General features: G+C 60.1%; 16 protein-coding genes and 1 pseudogene. 11 read left to right on the forward strand and 6 right to left on the reverse strand.

Annotated features, from left to right (window positions below):
* Nucleotides 1–149: 149 nt before the first annotated feature.
* The 5 genes from N7E02_RS14020 (at nt 150) to N7E02_RS14040 (ending at nt 5,771) form a co-directional block, all read left to right on the forward strand.
* Nucleotides 150–647 (forward strand): MarR family winged helix-turn-helix transcriptional regulator, encoded by a 498-nt coding sequence (locus N7E02_RS14020; protein ID WP_286582623.1) that lies wholly within the window; start codon nt 150–152, stop codon nt 645–647.
* A 61-nt stretch (nt 648–708) separates the two neighbouring features.
* A complete protein-coding gene (locus N7E02_RS14025) occupies nt 709–2,040 on the forward strand; it encodes an NAD(P)/FAD-dependent oxidoreductase (RefSeq protein ID WP_286582624.1) in 1,332 nt (443 codons plus the stop codon).
* 79 nt (nt 2,041–2,119) lie between these two features.
* The gene (locus tag N7E02_RS14030) at nt 2,120–3,787 is read left to right on the forward strand and encodes a peptide ABC transporter substrate-binding protein (protein WP_286582625.1); all 1,668 of its coding nucleotides are present in this window, start codon (nt 2,120–2,122) and stop codon (nt 3,785–3,787) included.
* 122 nt (nt 3,788–3,909) lie between these two features.
* Entirely contained in the window at nt 3,910–4,860 is a 951-nt protein-coding gene (locus N7E02_RS14035; RefSeq protein ID WP_286582627.1) for an ABC transporter permease, read from the forward strand.
* A 17-nt stretch (nt 4,861–4,877) separates the two neighbouring features.
* Nucleotides 4,878–5,771, forward strand: a complete 894-nt coding sequence (locus N7E02_RS14040) for an ABC transporter permease (RefSeq protein ID WP_286582629.1) — start codon at nt 4,878–4,880, stop codon at nt 5,769–5,771.
* A 146-nt stretch (nt 5,772–5,917) separates the two neighbouring features.
* Here N7E02_RS14040 and N7E02_RS14045 read toward each other — a convergent pair whose 3' ends face one another.
* The 4 genes from N7E02_RS14045 to N7E02_RS14060 form a co-directional block, all read right to left on the reverse strand.
* A complete protein-coding gene (locus N7E02_RS14045) occupies nt 5,918–6,334 on the reverse strand; it encodes a cupin domain-containing protein (RefSeq protein WP_286583822.1) in 417 nt (138 codons plus the stop codon).
* A gap of 19 nt (nt 6,335–6,353) precedes the next feature.
* Nucleotides 6,354–7,163, reverse strand: a complete 810-nt coding sequence (locus N7E02_RS14050; protein WP_286582631.1) for an SDR family NAD(P)-dependent oxidoreductase — start codon at nt 7,161–7,163, stop codon at nt 6,354–6,356.
* 140 nt (nt 7,164–7,303) lie between these two features.
* A complete protein-coding gene (locus tag N7E02_RS14055) occupies nt 7,304–9,457 on the reverse strand; it encodes a xanthine dehydrogenase family protein molybdopterin-binding subunit (protein ID WP_286582633.1) in 2,154 nt (717 codons plus the stop codon).
* A 10-nt stretch (nt 9,458–9,467) separates the two neighbouring features.
* Nucleotides 9,468–9,917, reverse strand: a complete 450-nt coding sequence (locus N7E02_RS14060) for a (2Fe-2S)-binding protein (RefSeq protein WP_286582635.1) — start codon at nt 9,915–9,917, stop codon at nt 9,468–9,470.
* A 299-nt stretch (nt 9,918–10,216) separates the two neighbouring features.
* On the opposite strand from N7E02_RS14060, the gene N7E02_RS14065 reads away from it, so the two are divergent.
* Both N7E02_RS14065 and N7E02_RS14070 read left to right on the forward strand, forming a co-directional pair.
* On the forward strand, nt 10,217–10,447 hold the full coding sequence (locus N7E02_RS14065) for a hypothetical protein (protein WP_286582637.1): 231 nt from the start codon (nt 10,217–10,219) through the stop codon (nt 10,445–10,447).
* A gap of 19 nt (nt 10,448–10,466) precedes the next feature.
* Entirely contained in the window at nt 10,467–10,721 is a 255-nt protein-coding gene (locus N7E02_RS14070; protein ID WP_286582638.1) for a helix-turn-helix transcriptional regulator, read from the forward strand.
* 157 nt (nt 10,722–10,878) lie between these two features.
* On the opposite strand, the gene N7E02_RS14075 is transcribed toward N7E02_RS14070, so the two are convergent.
* Together N7E02_RS14075 and N7E02_RS14080 are read right to left on the reverse strand one after the other, a co-directional pair.
* On the reverse strand, nt 10,879–11,241 hold the full coding sequence (locus tag N7E02_RS14075; protein WP_374730693.1) for a response regulator transcription factor: 363 nt from the start codon (nt 11,239–11,241) through the stop codon (nt 10,879–10,881).
* Nucleotides 11,242–11,413: 172 nt separating this feature from the next.
* Nucleotides 11,414–12,037, reverse strand: a complete 624-nt coding sequence (locus N7E02_RS14080; protein WP_286582640.1) for a response regulator transcription factor — start codon at nt 12,035–12,037, stop codon at nt 11,414–11,416.
* Nucleotides 12,038–12,302: 265 nt separating this feature from the next.
* Here N7E02_RS14080 and N7E02_RS14085 point away from each other — a divergent pair, with 265 nt between their 5' ends.
* From N7E02_RS14085 to N7E02_RS14100, 4 genes and pseudogenes are all read left to right on the forward strand, one after another.
* Entirely contained in the window at nt 12,303–12,500 is a 198-nt protein-coding gene (locus N7E02_RS14085; protein ID WP_286582643.1) for a hypothetical protein, read from the forward strand.
* Between the two features lie 53 nt (nt 12,501–12,553).
* A complete protein-coding gene (locus N7E02_RS14090; RefSeq protein WP_286582644.1) occupies nt 12,554–13,714 on the forward strand; it encodes an MFS transporter in 1,161 nt (386 codons plus the stop codon).
* A 65-nt stretch (nt 13,715–13,779) separates the two neighbouring features.
* Nucleotides 13,780–14,823, forward strand: a complete 1,044-nt coding sequence (locus N7E02_RS14095; protein WP_286582646.1) for a sensor histidine kinase — start codon at nt 13,780–13,782, stop codon at nt 14,821–14,823.
* A gap of 163 nt (nt 14,824–14,986) precedes the next feature.
* Nucleotides 14,987–15,999, forward strand: a pseudogene (locus N7E02_RS14100) (zinc-binding alcohol dehydrogenase family protein).
* Nucleotides 16,000–16,013 lie beyond the last annotated feature (14 nt).

Genomic DNA, 16,013 nt, shown 5'->3' on the forward strand with positions numbered 1-16,013 from the left:
GGGGCAATCTCGCGTCACGGCCTCTCACACAGACCTGAGACGCGGATCCTCGCGATCCTTCGTTCGTAAATTGAATGCATCCAGCGTGATTTGAGCCGGCAGTCTTCAGCTGCCGGATGTGAGATCTATTGTCTTCTTCAGGAGGCAGCATGGCGAGTGCAGTCAGACGTGGTACCGGCGCGGCGGAATTGGCCGATCTCGGCCTCGACGTGCTCGAGGACATCCTGAGCTACTATATCCGCACCCTGAATATCGCGGTTTCCCGCGATCTCGACGAGAAGCTTGACGGGCTGGAAGTCGCCAAGGGCACCGGCAAGATCACCACCTTGTTGCTGGTCGACCGGCACCCCGGAATTCGCCCCTCCGCCATTGCCGAACTCATCCTGCGGGACCGCTCGGCCATGGTGCGCGTCATCGACCAGATGGAGGAGCATGGGCTCCTCACGCGCCGGACGGACGGTGACGACAACCGCGCCCAGGGCCTGTTCATCACCCGCAAGGGCCGTGATCTCGCGGCGACGATCCGCCCGATTGTCGTCAAGCAATCGCGTGACTTCTTCCCGGACATTACCGATGACGAACATCGCCTGCTGATCTCCATCCTCAGCCGCACCTATCGCCGGATCGTCAGCCTCAACAGCACTTGAAGAAACCCTCTCGCGGCTGTCTCTCGTCACTATTCAAGTCATCCCAAGGAGTATCGTTGAAATGCCCGGTCCCTATGTCGTTCCCGTTCACGGTGATGCCGAACTGCCCAAGGAAGTCGATGTCGTGGTCATCGGCGGCGGCATTATCGGCACGTCGACGGCGCTTGAACTTGCCGAGCAGGGAATGAGGGTCGCGCTGTGCGAAAAGGGTGGCATCGGCCACGAACAGTCGAGCCGCAATTGGGGTTGGGTCCGCATCTCAAGACGTGATCCGCGCGAAGTGCCGCTGATGGCGGAATCCTTGCGGATCTGGTCCGACCTCAATCGGCGCACTGGCCGCGAAACGGGTTTCAAGCGCGCCGGCATCGTCTTCACCTGCGCCAACGACCAGCAATATGAAGAACACGAGCGCTGGACCCGCAATCTGGAAGGCTACCAGATCGAAAGCCGCATGCTGAGCGCCACCGAGTTCAGGGAAAAATATCCGGGCTCCAATCTCGACATCAAGGGCGCGCTCTACACTGCCGGCGATTGCCGCGCCGAACCGCAGCGAGCGGCCCCTGCCATCGCGGAAGCCGCTCGGGAACGCGGCGCCCATATCCTGACGGAATGCGCGGTCCGCGGCCTGCAGCTTTCAGGCGGCCACGTCTCGGGCGTGGTGACGGAACGCGGCGAAATCGCCTGCAAGGCGGCCGTTCTGGCCGGCGGCGCATGGTCCAGCCTGTTCATGGGCAATAGCGGGCTCGATCTGCCGCAGCTGCGGGTGCTAAACTCGGTCCTGCGCACCAAGCCGCTGGAAGGTGGGCCGGAAGAGGCCATATGGGCCTCCGGTTTCGCCCTGCGCAAGCGCCTGGACGGCGGATACACGATCGCCGACGGCATGCAGAACATCGTCGATATCGTGCCTGCCTCTTTCCGCTATGCGCGGCAGTTTATGCCTGCCTACAAATATGAATGGCGCTCCCTGCGCTTCCGCCTCGGCGGCCGTTATTTCGACGATGCACGCATCCCGCGCCGCTGGTCGCTCGATGAACCATCGCCCTTCGAATACAATCGCGTGCTCGATCCGATTCCGTCGAAAAAGATGATCGATGGCGCCATGTCGCGGCTGAGCGCGGCTTTTCCCGTCTTCAAGAAGGCAGAGATCGCTCAGCGCTGGGGAGGCATGATCGACGTGACGCCGGACGCTGTTCCGGTGATCGACAAGATCGATGCCATCCCAGGCTTCCATCTTGCCACAGGCTTCTCCGGCCACGGCTTCGGCATCGGTCCGGCTGCCGGCAAGCTGATGGCCGATATCGTTACCGGCAAGCCTCCAATCGTCGATCCCACCGCCTTCCGCTTCAAGCGCTTCTCGGATGGCTCGAAGATCGAACTCGTCAGCGGTTTCTGACGAGGCACCTGATTTCCAACGCCCCACCAGAGGGCGGCAAACAAGCATGAACGACACAACCAACCATAGGGGATATGAAATGTCTGATACCAGGAATGATGTTCTGACCCACCCGACGCGCCGTCAAGCACTCGGGTTGATGGCGCTCGGCGCTTCGGGCGTGGTGTTTTCCGGCATGCCCGGCTTCAGCCAGGCGCTCGCCGCCGGAGAGAAGTCGATCAAGGGGCAGCTGATCATCAGCTTCTCGCAGGAGCCGACGGTCTTCAACCCGCATATGCCGCATATCGAAGTGGATGACGGCATCCATTTCAGCCTTTACGACCCGCTCTTCTATGTCGATCCCGAGGGCAAGTTCGTCGCGGCGCTCGCCGCCGAAGTGCCGACGGTCGAGAACGGCGGCATTTCCGCCGACGGCCTGACCTGGAAGGTGAAGCTGCGCGAGGGCGTGAAATGGCACGATGGCACGCCGTTTACCGCCGAGGACGTGAAGGCCACGTTCGAGCTTCTGGTGAACCCCGATTTCCGCAGCTGGCGCAAGACCGGCCATGACCTGATCCGCGATCTCAAGGTCGTTTCGCCGACCGAGATCACATGGCGCATGGAAAAGGCCTTCGCACCCTACCCGTCGATCCTCGCATCCACCTTCATCACGCCGAAGCACCTGATGTCGGCTTCTGCCGATCCGAACAATGCCCCGTTCAACAATGCCCCTGTCGGCACAGGCCCATTCAAATGGGTCGAGCGCGTCGCTGGCGACCACATCACGCTCGAAGCCAATGCCGAGTATTTTGCCGAAGGCCCCTATGTCGAACGGCTGATCTACAAATACATTCCCGACCTCAACGTCATGTATACCCAGTTCAAGGCAGGCGACATCGACGTTCTCGGCCTGCAGTGGATCACACCGGACCACTATGAGGAGGCGAAGGATCTTCCCGGCATGGACGTCTCTGTCGTGCCGGCCGCCACGGTCGAATCCTTCACCTTCAACATGGAGCGGCCGCAATTCAAGGATCCGGCCGTGCGCGAGGCGCTCTATGCGGCGATCGACAAGGCCGCCATCATCGACGCGCTCTATTACGGCCTGCCGGCGCCGACCGAGACCTACATGCCGCAGCAGTCCTTCTACTATAATCCAGACCTGCCGAAGCAGGCCTATGACATGGACAAGGCGAAGGAGCTCTTGGACACCGCCGGCTGGGCGCCCGGCCCGGACGGCATCCGTGCCAAGGACGGCGTCAAGCTCGCCTTCACCTGCTCGACGACGGCCGGCAATCACATTCGCGAACAGGTGCAGCAATATATCCAGCAGTCCTTCAAGGATCTCGGCGTGGAAATGACGATTTCCAACCTGCCGCCGGCGGTCATGTGGGGCGACTATTGGATGCTATCGAAATTCGACAGTGTCATCGTTGGCCTGAATTTCCTCACCGGTTCCGACCCGGATACGTCCGACTATTTCATGTCGACCTCCTCCGCCGCCAAGGGCGGCGCAGGACAGAACAACTGGCAATATGCCAATCCGGAAGTTGATGCCCTCCTCGCCAAGGGTGGTGCGCTCTTCGTTCCAGAGGAACGCAAGGCGGTTTACATGAAGATTCAGGAAATCATGCGCAAGGACCTGCCCTTCCTGCCGCTCTTCCAGTACGCGACCGTACAGGGCAACAAGCAGGGCATCGAAGGCATCAATCCGAACGTCAACACGCGCATCAACACCTGGAATGTCGCGATGTGGCGCAGGGCGTAAGTCCCCGCACGGATTGGCAGCCGGCAACTGACCGGCTGCCATGATGCCACGCCTGCCGCTTGCCCATTTTAGTATCCGCGGGCGGCAGGCTTCGTATCTATTGCGAGACCCGGAGTTTGCCCATGCTGTCCTATATCGTCAGCCGGATTTTACAGAGCCTCGTCCTGCTTCTGCTCGTGTCGATCATCGGCTTTGCCGTCCTCAACCTGGCGCCCGGCGGCCCCCTGTCCCAATACGCGCTGACCCCGGGCATGACGCAGGAGACGATGGACCGGATTGCCCACCAGATGGGCCTTGACCGGCCATTGCCGATCCAGTATCTCGACTGGATATGGCGACTGCTGCAGGGCGATTGGGGAAAATCCTACCGCGACCAGCTGCCGGTGCTTCACATCATTTCCAGCCACCTCTTCGCCACCCTTCTCCTGATGGGCACGTCGATGGTGATCTCGATCCTGGTTGGCACCTGGATCGGCGTGCGCGGCGCGACGAAACGCTATTCCGTCTTCGACTACACGGCGACGGTCGCCGCCATGGTGGCATTGTCGATCCCGACCTTCTGGTTCGGCCTCGTCGCCATCTATGTCTTCGCGCTGAGGCTGAAATGGCTGCCCGCCGGCAACATGTACACGGTCGGAGACGGCTCCTTCATGGATTACGCCACCCACCTCATCCTGCCGAGCCTCGTGCTTGCACTCGTCGATATCGCCGTCTGGAGCCGTTACATGCGCACGGCGACGCTCGATGTCATCAACCAGGATTTCGTTCGCACCGCCCGCGCCAAGGGCCTGACGGAGCGGGCCGTGCTGATGAAGCACGTCCTGCGCAATGCCCTGATCCCGATGATCACGCTGGCCGGCCTTCAACTGCCGACCATTCTCGGTGGCGCGCTGGTGACGGAGACCGTCTTCACATGGCCGGGCATGGGACGCCTGTTCCTCGATAGCCTCGGCTATCACGACTATCCGGTCGTCATGGGCCTCCTGATGTTCTCCGCCATCCTCGTCCTGATCGGCAGCCTGATCGCCGACATTCTGGTTGCGGTCGTCGATCCGCGCGTCCGCCTCGGTTAGGCAGAAAAGGAACGCCCATGTCTTCCGTGACAATTCCATCGCCCGCCGCAACCTCCGAACAGACCCGCTGGTGGAAGAGCCGCACGCTGCGGCGCTTCATGCGCCACCGACTAGCCGTCATCGGCGTGGCCATGATTACGATTCTCGTGCTGAGCTGCGTCTTCGGCCCCTATCTGCTTCCCTATGACGAGCTTTTCATCGATCTCAGAGCCCGTTTCGCGCCACCGCTCACCGGCTACCACATCTTCGGCACCGATCCGCTCGGCCGCGATATAGCCGCGCGCCTATTCAATGCCGGCCGCATTTCGCTGCTCGTCGGCTTCTTCGCCATGCTGATGTCGACGGCATTGGGCACGCTGATCGGCATCATTGCCGGCTATCGCGGCGGCCTCACGGGCGCGATCCTGATGCGCATCGTCGATGCCTTCCTGTCCTTCCCGTCGATCTTCCTGCTCCTGGCGCTCGCAGCCTTCATCAAGCCGAGCCCCTTCATGATCACGGTCATCATCGCGCTGACGAGCTGGATGGAGGTCGCCCGCATCGTCAATGCCGAGATACGCTCCATAAGGGAACGGGATTTCGTGCTGGCGGCGCGTTCGCTCGGCTACCGCAACAGCACGATCATGTTGAAGGAGCTCTTGCCCAATGCGATCGGTCCGATCATCGTCGCGGGAACGCTGACGGTGGCCCGTGCCATCCTGCTGGAAGCCTATGTCAGCTTCCTCGGCTACGGCATCCAGCCGCCGCTACCGAGCTGGGGCAACATGCTGAACGGCGCCCAGCAATATCTCGACCGCGCCCCGTGGCTTGCGATCGTCCCCGGCGTCGCGATCACCCTTGCAGTGACAAGCTTCAACTTCATCGGCGACGGGCTACGCGATGCGTTGGATGCCCGCAGCGATCTGGAGTAACGAACAGGCCTAGCCGAAGGTGAATGGCACAGCATGAACCTTGCTTTGTCCCTCAGGTCTGGCCAAAAAGGCCATTCCCGAAACCCTCGCTCAGCCCCAATGCTGCGCGAACATTCCAGGATTTGGAAACCTGTAGAGGCAAGGCTTCACGTTTGTCGCCGTGCCATGAAAGTTTCCGGCGTACCATCCTGGACGTTGACGAAGACAATGTCGGTCGGTTCGCGCCGCGGCGTATCTACAGACAGGAACACCACGGGCTCCTCGAGAATCCGCGGAAGTGCATGCACGGTACCCTTTTCGAAGAAGAGTAGCTGGCCAGGCCCGAATTCCGCCTCGGTCGAGGCATCCTCCATCCAGAATGTGCCCCTTCCGGAAAGCACGTAGAGATACTCATCGGAACCGCGATGGAAATGCGGCGGGGTACCTTTGTAGACGCGAAAGACACGCGAGCTCGCCGCCGGATTATCCCGTAGGTATTCGTCGACGAGCAATGTTTCCGCTGTCGGCGGAAACTTCGCGACAATAGAGGCAATGTCGAAGCGCGCCGAACGGGTGTCGGACATACTGGCCATGCTGATCTCCTCAAGCGGCCTTGTCGGCGACATTCACATAGCGCGGGCCGGGGTGGGAGTTGGAGAGATGCGGCAGCATCACTTGGCGGGCTGCCTCGTAGGCGTCCCATTCAGCACCGTCTTGAAGCGAGGGTATCGATATGCGCTCGTTACGATCGAGGTCCAGAAGAGCCGCATCGACCAGATCCGCCGTGCTCATCAGCCATTCGCCCGGAAGATTGTCGACGCCGACGCCTGCAACGTCCCAGAACTCCGTCGAAGTTGCACCAGGCAGGACGGCCTGCGCACGGATCCCCTTGTCAGAAAGCTCATGTTGGAGCGACTGGGTGAAGGCAAGGACATAGGCCTTCGTTCCACCATAGACGCCATTCAGCAGTTCTGGCGCGATCGCCACGATCGAAGCGATATTGATGATCGTTCCGCCGCCACGCTTCACCATGGCAGGCACGATGGCGTAGGTCAGGCGCGTGGGAGCCACAACATTGATCGCGATCATGTCCTGCATCTTGCTGATGTCGCTGTCGACGAGCGTGCCTGCCCCACCGAAGCCTGCATTGTTCACCAAGACTGAAATGCTCTCGTCTGCAGAAAGACGACCTTCAAGTTCCTTCAGGTCGGTGTCTCTAGTCAGGTCGGCGACAATGACCTTCACCGAAACATCGTGAAACGAACGGATCCGTTCGGCGACCGTATCGAGCCTCGACTTGTTGCGCGCGATGAGAATGACATCATAGCCGCGACCTGCAAGCCTTTCGGCGTAGGTGGCTCCAATGCCGGAGGATGCGCCGGTGACCACGGCGGTTCCGAGTGGACTGCTCATTTTTAGCTCTCCTGGTGCGAAATCGTTTGCACTCTGAGAGGTACCACCCGGTCGAAAGGATGAATTTGACGATACGTTCATTCCTCGCGCAGCGCCGAACTTGCATTTTTCGGGCCTGAAAAGGCACAGCGATAACGGCTTCAGGCCAGCGCTTCGCCGAGCGGCAGTGACCGGAAGCGCTTTCCGGTGGCGGAGAAGATCGCGTTTGCGAGCGCGCCCGCGGCAGCTGCCGTTCCGGCTTCTCCCACGCCACCGGGAGCCTCGCCATTATGTATCTGGTAGACTTCGACCTTCGGCGCCTCGTTAATGCGCAGCACCCGATAGGTATCGAAATTGGTCTGGTCTACTGCGCCATTGGTGAATGTAATTTGGTTGAACATGGCTGAGCTCAAACCAAAGATCACGCCGCCTTCCATCTGGGCCCGGACGGTGTCCGGGTTGATCGTGATGCCGCAATCCACGGCAATTACGGAGCGTAGGAGACGGATGACATTGTCCGCACCGATCTCGATATCCAGGACATGCGCAAGGAAGCTGCCGAATGCGGCCTGCAGGCTGACCCCACGTCCCCGCCCGGCAGGTAGCGCATCACCCCATCCTGCCTTCTCGGCGGCAAGATCGAGAACCGCCAGTGCTCGTGGATTTCTGGTCAGCATGCGACGACGGAAGGCGACTGGATCCTGCCCGGTGGCGACCGCCATCTCGTCTACAAAGCTCTCGACCACGAATACGTTGTGGGTCGGACCGACGCCACGCCACCAGCTGGTGTCGACCCCGGCCGGTTCGTTCCGAACATAATCGGTCAGGACGGCGTCCTCATCGTAGGGCGTCTCGGCAGCGCAATCGACCGCATCGACGTCGATACCATCCTTGAAGGCCGCCGGCGCATAACGCGCAAAGATGGAAGAGCCGGTAACCCGGTGAGTGCGACCGATGAGTTTGCCGCCCTCGTCCAGCCCGGCGGCCACGCGGTCATAGTAATATGGCCGGTAATAGTCATGGGTCATGTCCTGTTCACGCGTCCAGACCAGCTTGACCGGACAACGTATATCCTTGAGCAGCTCCGCCGCGAGCTCGACGGAGTCCTCCTCCAGCCGACGACCGAAAGCACCGCCCATCAGATGATTGTGCAGTGTCACCTTCTCCTGCGGCAGGCCAGTGACTGCGGCGACGGCCTTCTGGGCGCGAACCGGGACCTGCGTTCCGACCCAAACATCCGCTCCATCGTCGCGGATATGAAGCGTGCAGTTCAACGGTTCGAGCGGGGAGTGAGACAGAAACGGCGAGTGGTAGACCGCCGACAGTTTGGTCGCAGCAGCATCGACAGCCGATTGGGCGTTGTTTTCGTCGCGAACAACGACACCTTGGCTGATCGATGCTTCGTTCATCCTTCCGATTATGCTTGCGGTAGCCACGTGTCCGTTGGGTCCCCTTGTCCACTGAACGTTCAGTGCGTCGAGGCCTTTCTTGGCGGCCCACATGTGTTCGCCGATCACCGCCACAGCGTGGTTCCCGGCCGTGACGATATCGGTGACGCCCTTGACCGCACGAGCCGCGGCTTCATCCATGCCGGCGATCGCTCCGCCTTTGACCGGAGAGATCGCAAGGGTCGCGAATTTCATTCCCGGCAGCGAGACGTCGATACCGTAAATCAGCGAGCCATTCACCTTTGCGGGAGCATCAAGACGTTTCGCCTTTGTCCCGATCAGCCGGAACTTCGAGGGATCCTTGAGGGGAATATCTGTCGGAACGGGCTGAGTAGCCGCAAAGGGGGCGATTTCGGCATAGGCTGCAGTGCGGCCAGAACCCTCGTGCAGAATGACGCCGTGTTCCACCCGGCATTCCGACGGCTCTACCTGCCATTGAGAAGCGGCGGCGGCTGTCAGCATCATGCGCGCCGCGGCGGCCGCCTGACGCAATCGCATCCAGTCGGTGCGGGTCGATGTGGAACCACCGGTCGCCTGATCGTAAAGGATGGGGTCCATGTACTTGGAGATGTCGGGTGGCGCCGCCTCCAGTTTCACCTGGCCAAGCTCGAGCTCAAGCTCCTCGGCCATCATCATCGCGCTCGACGTATATATGCCCTGTCCCACCTCCATATGCGGGAGGATCAACGTGACACCCGACTGATCGATCTTGACGAATGCATTCGGCACGAAGACCGGCGTGTTGCCCTGTGCAAGCGCGGCACGTGTACGCATTGCCTCAGGCATCTGTAAGGAAAGGAGAAGGCCGCTGGTGGCCAGCACGGTGCCTTTAAGGAAGGAGCGGCGCGAAGAGAGATTTCTGATCATAACCTACTCCTCAGGCCGCCGCTGCGTGAATGGCTTCGCGAATACGAACATAGGTGGCGCATCGGCACATATTGCCGGCCATTGCATCATCTATGTCGCTGTCGGAGGGATTGGGGTTTTCATTCAGCAATGCAGTGGCGGCCATTATCTGGCCGCACTGACAGTAGCCGCATTGCACGACTTCCTTTTCGAGCCAGGCCGCCTGCACTTTTGCGCCGGTCTCCGTCGCGCCGACGCCCTCGATCGTCGTGATTTCCTGCCCATCGAGCATATCCATCGTCGTCTGACAGGCCCGAACCGCCTCGCCATCGAGATGCACCGTGCAAGCGCCGCACTGGGCTATTCCGCAGCCATATTTCGTCCCCGTCATGCCCAGTATGTCGCGCAGGACCCAAAGCAGCGGCATGTCGTCGGGAGCATCCACCTCGTGGCTGACATTGTTGATTTTGAGAAGTTTCATGACACTCTCCTCGCTGGTCGTGCCGCGAGGGTAGGACACACGCGCATGAGGGCGATTGCACGATCCGCGCATGGCCGGGCCCCGGCGCGCGGCCATGAGCGTTCCCTTGTCACGACCCGTTCGAACGGTGTCGGAGAACCGACCGCATGAGGTCATGCAACCATTTGTAAGAACGAGCTAACCTCGATGTCTGCAACACCCCATCCAAAGGTCTAGGTTCGCGCTAACCTCAGTTCAATCGCCAAATCAGACCGCGGTCGGCAACCTTGGATCATTCAATTCAGCCAAGGAGCTCACGAATGACCGCGACCGCCAACACACTGCAGATCAAGCATGCGAATGCCTTCGTTGCCGGTGCAACACTCGGAAACCACTCGGCAAGCGAGATCCAGCCAGCACTTACCAAGGCACCTGCATTCTTTCCCGACCCGGGTACCGAAATCATTCGGGGCGGCCTTGCTCCCTGGCAGTATCGGAAAGTGATGAAATTCGTCGAGGACCACATTTCGGAGACAATTCAGAATCGATGACCTTGCCGAACTGGTCCGCTTGAGCGGCAGCCATTTTTCGCGCGCATTCCGGGCCACTGTTGGCCAGTCACCCTATGATTACGTCCTGGTTCGTCGCGTGGCGTTCGCGCAGCGGCTGATGGCAGAGACCGATGCCTCGTTGAGCCAGATTGCGCTTGAATGCGGCATGTCGGATCAGGCGCATCTGTGCAAGGTTTTTCGCCGTACTGTCGGCACTACACCCAACAAATGGCGCCAGCCGCAGCGTAGGGCTCAAGCAGCCACACTTCATTAACGGGTCCAGGCCCCGCACGCTCAGATCAGTTGCAAGTGCGTGAAGCAACTGAAATAGGCCGTGACGCTGCCGATAAAGGGGCGGCGTCACGGCCTATTTGTATTGGGATCGAGCTTGCCTGACCGTTCGCGGATAGGCGGTGACGTCTGACTGCTTCTCACGCTGTCTCTATGCAGCGGATGAGGTCGTCTGCGAGAATGGGCTTCTGCAGGAGCTCCTTTGCTCCCGCTGCCATGGCGCGCCTGCGCACGACCTCGTCGCGCAACGCAGTCATCATCACGATCTTTAAGTCCGGATGCCGTGTTCGCAGAATATGCTGCAGCTCCAGGCCGTTCATGCCGGGCATGTTGATATCCGTGAGCAGGAGGCTGACCCGCTCCTTGCCGTCGAAATCGAGGAAGGCTTCACCGGAACTGAACGGGATGGCGTCATAGCCCATTGCCTCGAGGAAGCCGGATGTCGCCTCAAGCAATGCCTCGTCGTCATCAACGATCGCCACTGATTTTTTGCCGAAAGCCAACGGCATCTTCCTCTCAGGAAAAGAATTCGGGTCCTAACCCGTAGATAGCGCTTCGCCATCATCGACATAATTATACGATCGTATGGGCATATGACGTTTCGATCATGTGTTGGATAGGCCGGATGTTGATCCGCCAGCCAGCGATGGAAAGATGGATGATCGATTTGCAGAATTAGTTGTCTGAGGCCGTTTTGAGCAGTTCGGCCTTGCGAACCAGATCCGCCACCGACGTTGACTTCATTTTTCGCATGACGTTTCCGCGGTGGATCTTTACCGTAATCTCGCTGAGCTGCAGCTCGTGAGCTATCTGCTTGTTCAGCAAACCCTTGGCAACCGCGGCCATGACCTGCCTCTCGCGCGGCGTCAGGGTCAAGGCCAGCTCGGCGATTTCCTGCGTTGCGGAAGAGCGAAGGCGCTGCTCCTGATCGCGCTCGATGGCGGCGGTGACCGCGTCGATAATATCCTGGTCACGGAACGGCTTCTGCAGGAAGTCCAGTGCGCCGGCCTTCATCGCCCGCACGGTCATTGGCACATCGCCATAGCCGCTCATGAAGATGATCGGCTTTCTGTTTCCGGACGAGGCAAGCTTGGCCTGCAGTTCGAGACCGCTTAAACCGGGAAGTCGCACGTCAAGGATAAGGCAGCCGGGCCGGTCCGGAAGCGAGACCGCGAAAAGGTCGGCAGTCGATCCGAACCCCATGGAGGCGATCCCCACCGAACGCAGGATCTCGGCCACGCTCTCGCGCATGCCTTCATCATCATCCACGATAATGACCAGCGGTGACGTATCGGCCATGACAGCTTTCTGCAACGAGAGTACCTCTTGACGCCTCTTGGCCCTGAGAAGAAACTATATGTCCTGATGGTGGGCGGCTAGCAAGGCACCGCGCTTCGTCCTTTGCGCGCGTTCGAAGCAGGGCCTCCATTGCCATCTCACGTCAGATCATTTCAAAAAACCTATACCTAAGTGCAGGTGCCGACATATTCGCGGACGGCTATCAGCAATCAAGTCAGTTACGATCGTAATGTTACGCGGGTGTGCCCCGTCATGGTTTGAGCGCATGGCAACAGAATCGTTTTCTACCGGCGCACCGATCCAGGGCGAGGGACTTGCGCAGAAAATGACCCCGCGCATCTTGCTGTCCAGCCTCATCGGCACCTCGGTGGAATTCTACGATTTCTATATCTACGCCACCGCTGCCAGCCTGATTTTCGGTCCGCTGTTTTTCCCGGATCCGTCCCGTCGCTTGAGCTCATAGGCGCTTATGCGAGCTTCGGCATTGCATTCCTGGCTCGTCCGATCGGTGGCGCAGTGTTCGGTCATTTCGGTGACCGTATCGGCCGCAAGGCGACGCTGGTGGCTTCGCTTCTTCTCATGGGCATTTCCACCGCCGGTATCGGCCTCCTGCCAACCTATGCCGTTGCAGGATGGCTTGCACCCGTCCTCCTATGCACGCTTCGCTTTGGGCAGGGACTGGCCCTCGGCGGTGAGTGGACGGGTGCCGTCCTGCTTGCCCTCGAAAACGCACCAGCTGGCTGGAAAGCGCGGTTTGCCATGTTCGCTCCGCTTGGCGCGCCAATCGGCTTCCTGATGGCGAACGGTCTTTTCCTCGCCCTCACAATCCTGCTGTCACCAGAGCAATTTGTCGATTGGGGTTGGCGCGTGCCTTTTCTCGCTAGCGTACCTTTGGTCTGGATCGGCTTGTGGATCCGCTTCAATCTCGTGGAGACGCCGGAATTTGCCTCGGCAATCGCGGAGGCAAGGCCCGCCCGCGTGCCCTTGCTGGAAGTGGCACGCAAACATGGTGGACAGCTGGTCATCGGCGCGTTCGGCGTCGTGGCGTGCTACTCCCTGTATTATATCGTCACGGCGTTCGCGTTGGGCTACGGAACCACAACACTCGGTTTCACGCGTGCAGAATTTCTGGAAATCGAGCTCGTTGCCATCCTCTTCATGGCGGCTTCGATCATCATCGCCAGCTGGCTGGCCGACCGCCTTAGCCATGAACGGGTGCTGATTTGGGGATGCATCGGAACGATTGTTTCCGGCATCCTGCTTGCGCCGATGATGGGAAGCGGCTCGCTGCTGGTAATCTTCATCTATCTGTCACTATCCCTGTGCGCCATGGGCTTCGTCAACGGCCCGCTCGGTGCATGGCTGCCGAGCCTCTTTCCCGCCCGCGTGCGATATTCCGGCACGTCGCTGGCTTTCAACATCGGCGGCATCATCGGAGGGGCGTTTTCACCTGTCATTGCACAGACGTTGGCCTCCAGCAGCGGCCTGCTTGCCGTCGGCTTCTACCTCGCCATAACAGGTGGCATAAGCCTTGTCGCATTCGATGCCAGCGCCCGCTCGCGCGCCTTGAGCGCGCTTGTGCAGAGCGAGAGACGCTACCGCTCCATCTTCGAGCAAAACCATATCTCGCTTTGCGAACTGGATTTTTCCGAGGTCAGAATCGTCTCGATGAAATAAGGAAGGCGGGAGCCGGCTCGATCGCAGCCTATGCCGAAGCCCATCCTGCATTCGCCCGAGATTGTATGGATCTGATCAGGTTCGTCGATGTAAATCATGCGACGGTCAAGCTGCTGGGATGCGGCAGCGCTACTGAACTGCTTGGTCCGATCACCCCTTTCCTCCCCGCGAATTCCGATGCTCTCCTTCCTCTGGTCTTCGCCGTGGAGGAAGGCGGACACCGTTTTGAGAGGGAGATTCGGCTGCGCTCGGCCGATGGGCGCGAAGCAATCGTACTTTTCGTCGCGGCCCTGCCGGACGACCGCGAGGCGCTGGACCGGGTTGCCTGTGCGATGATTGATGTCACCGAGCGCGAGCAGGCCAAGGAGGCATTGATCGCCGCGCAAGGCGAGCTTGCCCGCGCCGGAAGGGTTGCTACCGTTGGTGCCATTTCAGCCACCATAGCGCATGAGGTCAACCAACCCATCGGCGCCGTCGTCATGTTCGCACAAGCCTGCATCCGCTGGCTCAAGGCAGAGACGCCGGACATTCAGGCGGCGGCGAATGCCGCCGAAAAGGTCGTGCAGCACAGCATGCGCGCCAGCCAGATCATTCAGCGCACCCGCGAGCAGATCAAGGGCAACCAGCCGAAGCCGGAACTCATCGATCTGGCGGACCTTGTGTCAGATGTTCTCGGATTGCTGGAGCGGGATATCACCACGTCCGGCACCCGGGTGCGCACAATCGTCAGAATTGATAGTGCGGTCATCCTCGCCAATCGCATCGAGATGCAGCAGGTCATCGCCAATCTCGTCACCAACGGCATCCACGCCATGGCGACCACTTCGCCAGATCGTCGCGAACTGCGCCTCAAAATCGACAGTTCGGACGACGGTATTCTACGATTGAAGGTTCGCGATACCGGCATCGGCATCCACCCGGACAATCTCGTGAAACTGTTCAATCCATTCTTCACGACGAAATCCGAGGGAATGGGGGTCGGGCTCTCGATCTGCAAGACCATTGTTGAAGCGCATGGTGGCTCGCTCAGCGCTACCAATCACACAGAAGGCGGCGCTGTCTTCCAAATCCTCCTGCCGCCTGCATCCATGAACGATATCCAGGTCTGACCCCGCGATGAGGCGGCGCCCACGCCCCTTTCGCGCCGGATGTTACAAGTAACGCGGACCGCCCACGCCTACCTTCACCATATCGATTGACGCATGACAGCCGCAACCGGCCTTTCAGAGGGGCGGAACGTGGTCCCATGCCCACCGAAGAAGGACAGGAAGCATGAAAGCCGTCGCCTACTACCGCAACATGCCGATCACGGAGGCCGACTCCTTGTCGATGTCGACATCGAGAAGCCTGTACCCGGCCCCCACGACCTGCTCGTCAAAATCGCTGCGATCTCCGTCAACCCGGCAGATGTCAAACAGAGAGAAAACAACGCACCGTCATCAGGCCATTCGCGCGTCCTCGGCTATGACGCCGTCGGTACCGTCGAGGCGATCGGAACATCCGTGACGCTCTTCCAGCCCGGCGACGAAGTGTTCTACGCGGGCGCGATCGACCGGCCCGGCACCTACGCTCAGTACCATCTCGTCGATGAGCGGGTTGCAGGTCCCAAGCCAAGGTCACTCACAGCTTCGGAAGCCGCCGCCTTGCCGCTTACCTCGTTGACTGCATGGGAGCTTCTCTTCGAACGCCTCGGCGTCCCCTATGGTCCGGCATCGTCGAAGGATGCGATCCTCATCATAAACGGCGCCGGCGGGGTGGGCTCCATCCTCACGCAGATGGCTCGACGCCTTACCGGCCTGACCGTTATTGCGACCGCATCTCGTCCCGAGACCGTCGACTGGGTCAATGCGATGGGGGCGCACCATGTTATCGACCATCACAAACCACTTGGGGACGGGCTCAAGGCGATCGGCATTCCTCATGTCCGCTATGTAGCAAGCCTGACCTCCAGCGATCACCACCGCCGCTCCATCATCGAAGTGCTGCAGCCGCATGGGGCGCTCGCCATGATCGACGATCCGAAGAGCTTCGACATCGTGCCGTTCAAGCGGAAGAGCCTCTCTGTCCATTGGGAGCTGATGTTCACGCCGACGCTCTTCCACACACCGGATATGGAAAATCAGCATCGGATACTCCGCCAGGTATCCGGGCTGGTGGATGCCGGACTGCTCAAGACTACCCGGCGCGAAGACTTTGGCGTCATCAATGCCGAGAACCTGAAACGTGCTCACGCTGCACTCGAGAGTGGCCGTTCGTTCGGCAAGATTGTGCTGAGCGGATTTTGATCTTCAAACAAAAG

It is taken from the genome of Terrirhizobium terrae, from assembly GCF_030323265.1.
GTDB lineage: Bacteria > Pseudomonadota > Alphaproteobacteria > Rhizobiales > Rhizobiaceae > Neorhizobium.

Bases quoted from the DNA above. Each gene is read 5' to 3' on its own strand.
- N7E02_RS14020 (WP_286582623.1), top strand. From the start codon at position 150: ATGGCGAGTGCAGTCAGACGTGGTACCGGCGCGGCGGAATTGGCCGAT.
- N7E02_RS14025 (WP_286582624.1), top strand. From the start codon at position 709: ATGCCCGGTCCCTATGTCGTTCCCGTTCACGGTGATGCCGAACTGCCC.
- N7E02_RS14030 (WP_286582625.1), top strand. From the start codon at position 2,120: ATGTCTGATACCAGGAATGATGTTCTGACCCACCCGACGCGCCGTCAA.
- N7E02_RS14035 (WP_286582627.1), top strand. From the start codon at position 3,910: ATGCTGTCCTATATCGTCAGCCGGATTTTACAGAGCCTCGTCCTGCTT.
- N7E02_RS14040 (WP_286582629.1), top strand. From the start codon at position 4,878: ATGTCTTCCGTGACAATTCCATCGCCCGCCGCAACCTCCGAACAGACC.
- N7E02_RS14045 (WP_286583822.1), bottom strand. From the start codon at position 6,334: ATGTCCGACACCCGTTCGGCGCGCTTCGACATTGCCTCTATTGTCGCG.
- N7E02_RS14050 (WP_286582631.1), bottom strand. From the start codon at position 7,163: ATGAGCAGTCCACTCGGAACCGCCGTGGTCACCGGCGCATCCTCCGGC.
- N7E02_RS14055 (WP_286582633.1), bottom strand. From the start codon at position 9,457: ATGATCAGAAATCTCTCTTCGCGCCGCTCCTTCCTTAAAGGCACCGTG.
- N7E02_RS14060 (WP_286582635.1), bottom strand. From the start codon at position 9,917: ATGAAACTTCTCAAAATCAACAATGTCAGCCACGAGGTGGATGCTCCC.
- N7E02_RS14065 (WP_286582637.1), top strand. From the start codon at position 10,217: ATGACCGCGACCGCCAACACACTGCAGATCAAGCATGCGAATGCCTTC.
- N7E02_RS14080 (WP_286582640.1), bottom strand. From the start codon at position 12,037: ATGGCCGATACGTCACCGCTGGTCATTATCGTGGATGATGATGAAGGC.
- N7E02_RS14085 (WP_286582643.1), top strand. From the start codon at position 12,303: ATGGCAACAGAATCGTTTTCTACCGGCGCACCGATCCAGGGCGAGGGA.
- N7E02_RS14095 (WP_286582646.1), top strand. From the start codon at position 13,780: ATGGATCTGATCAGGTTCGTCGATGTAAATCATGCGACGGTCAAGCTG.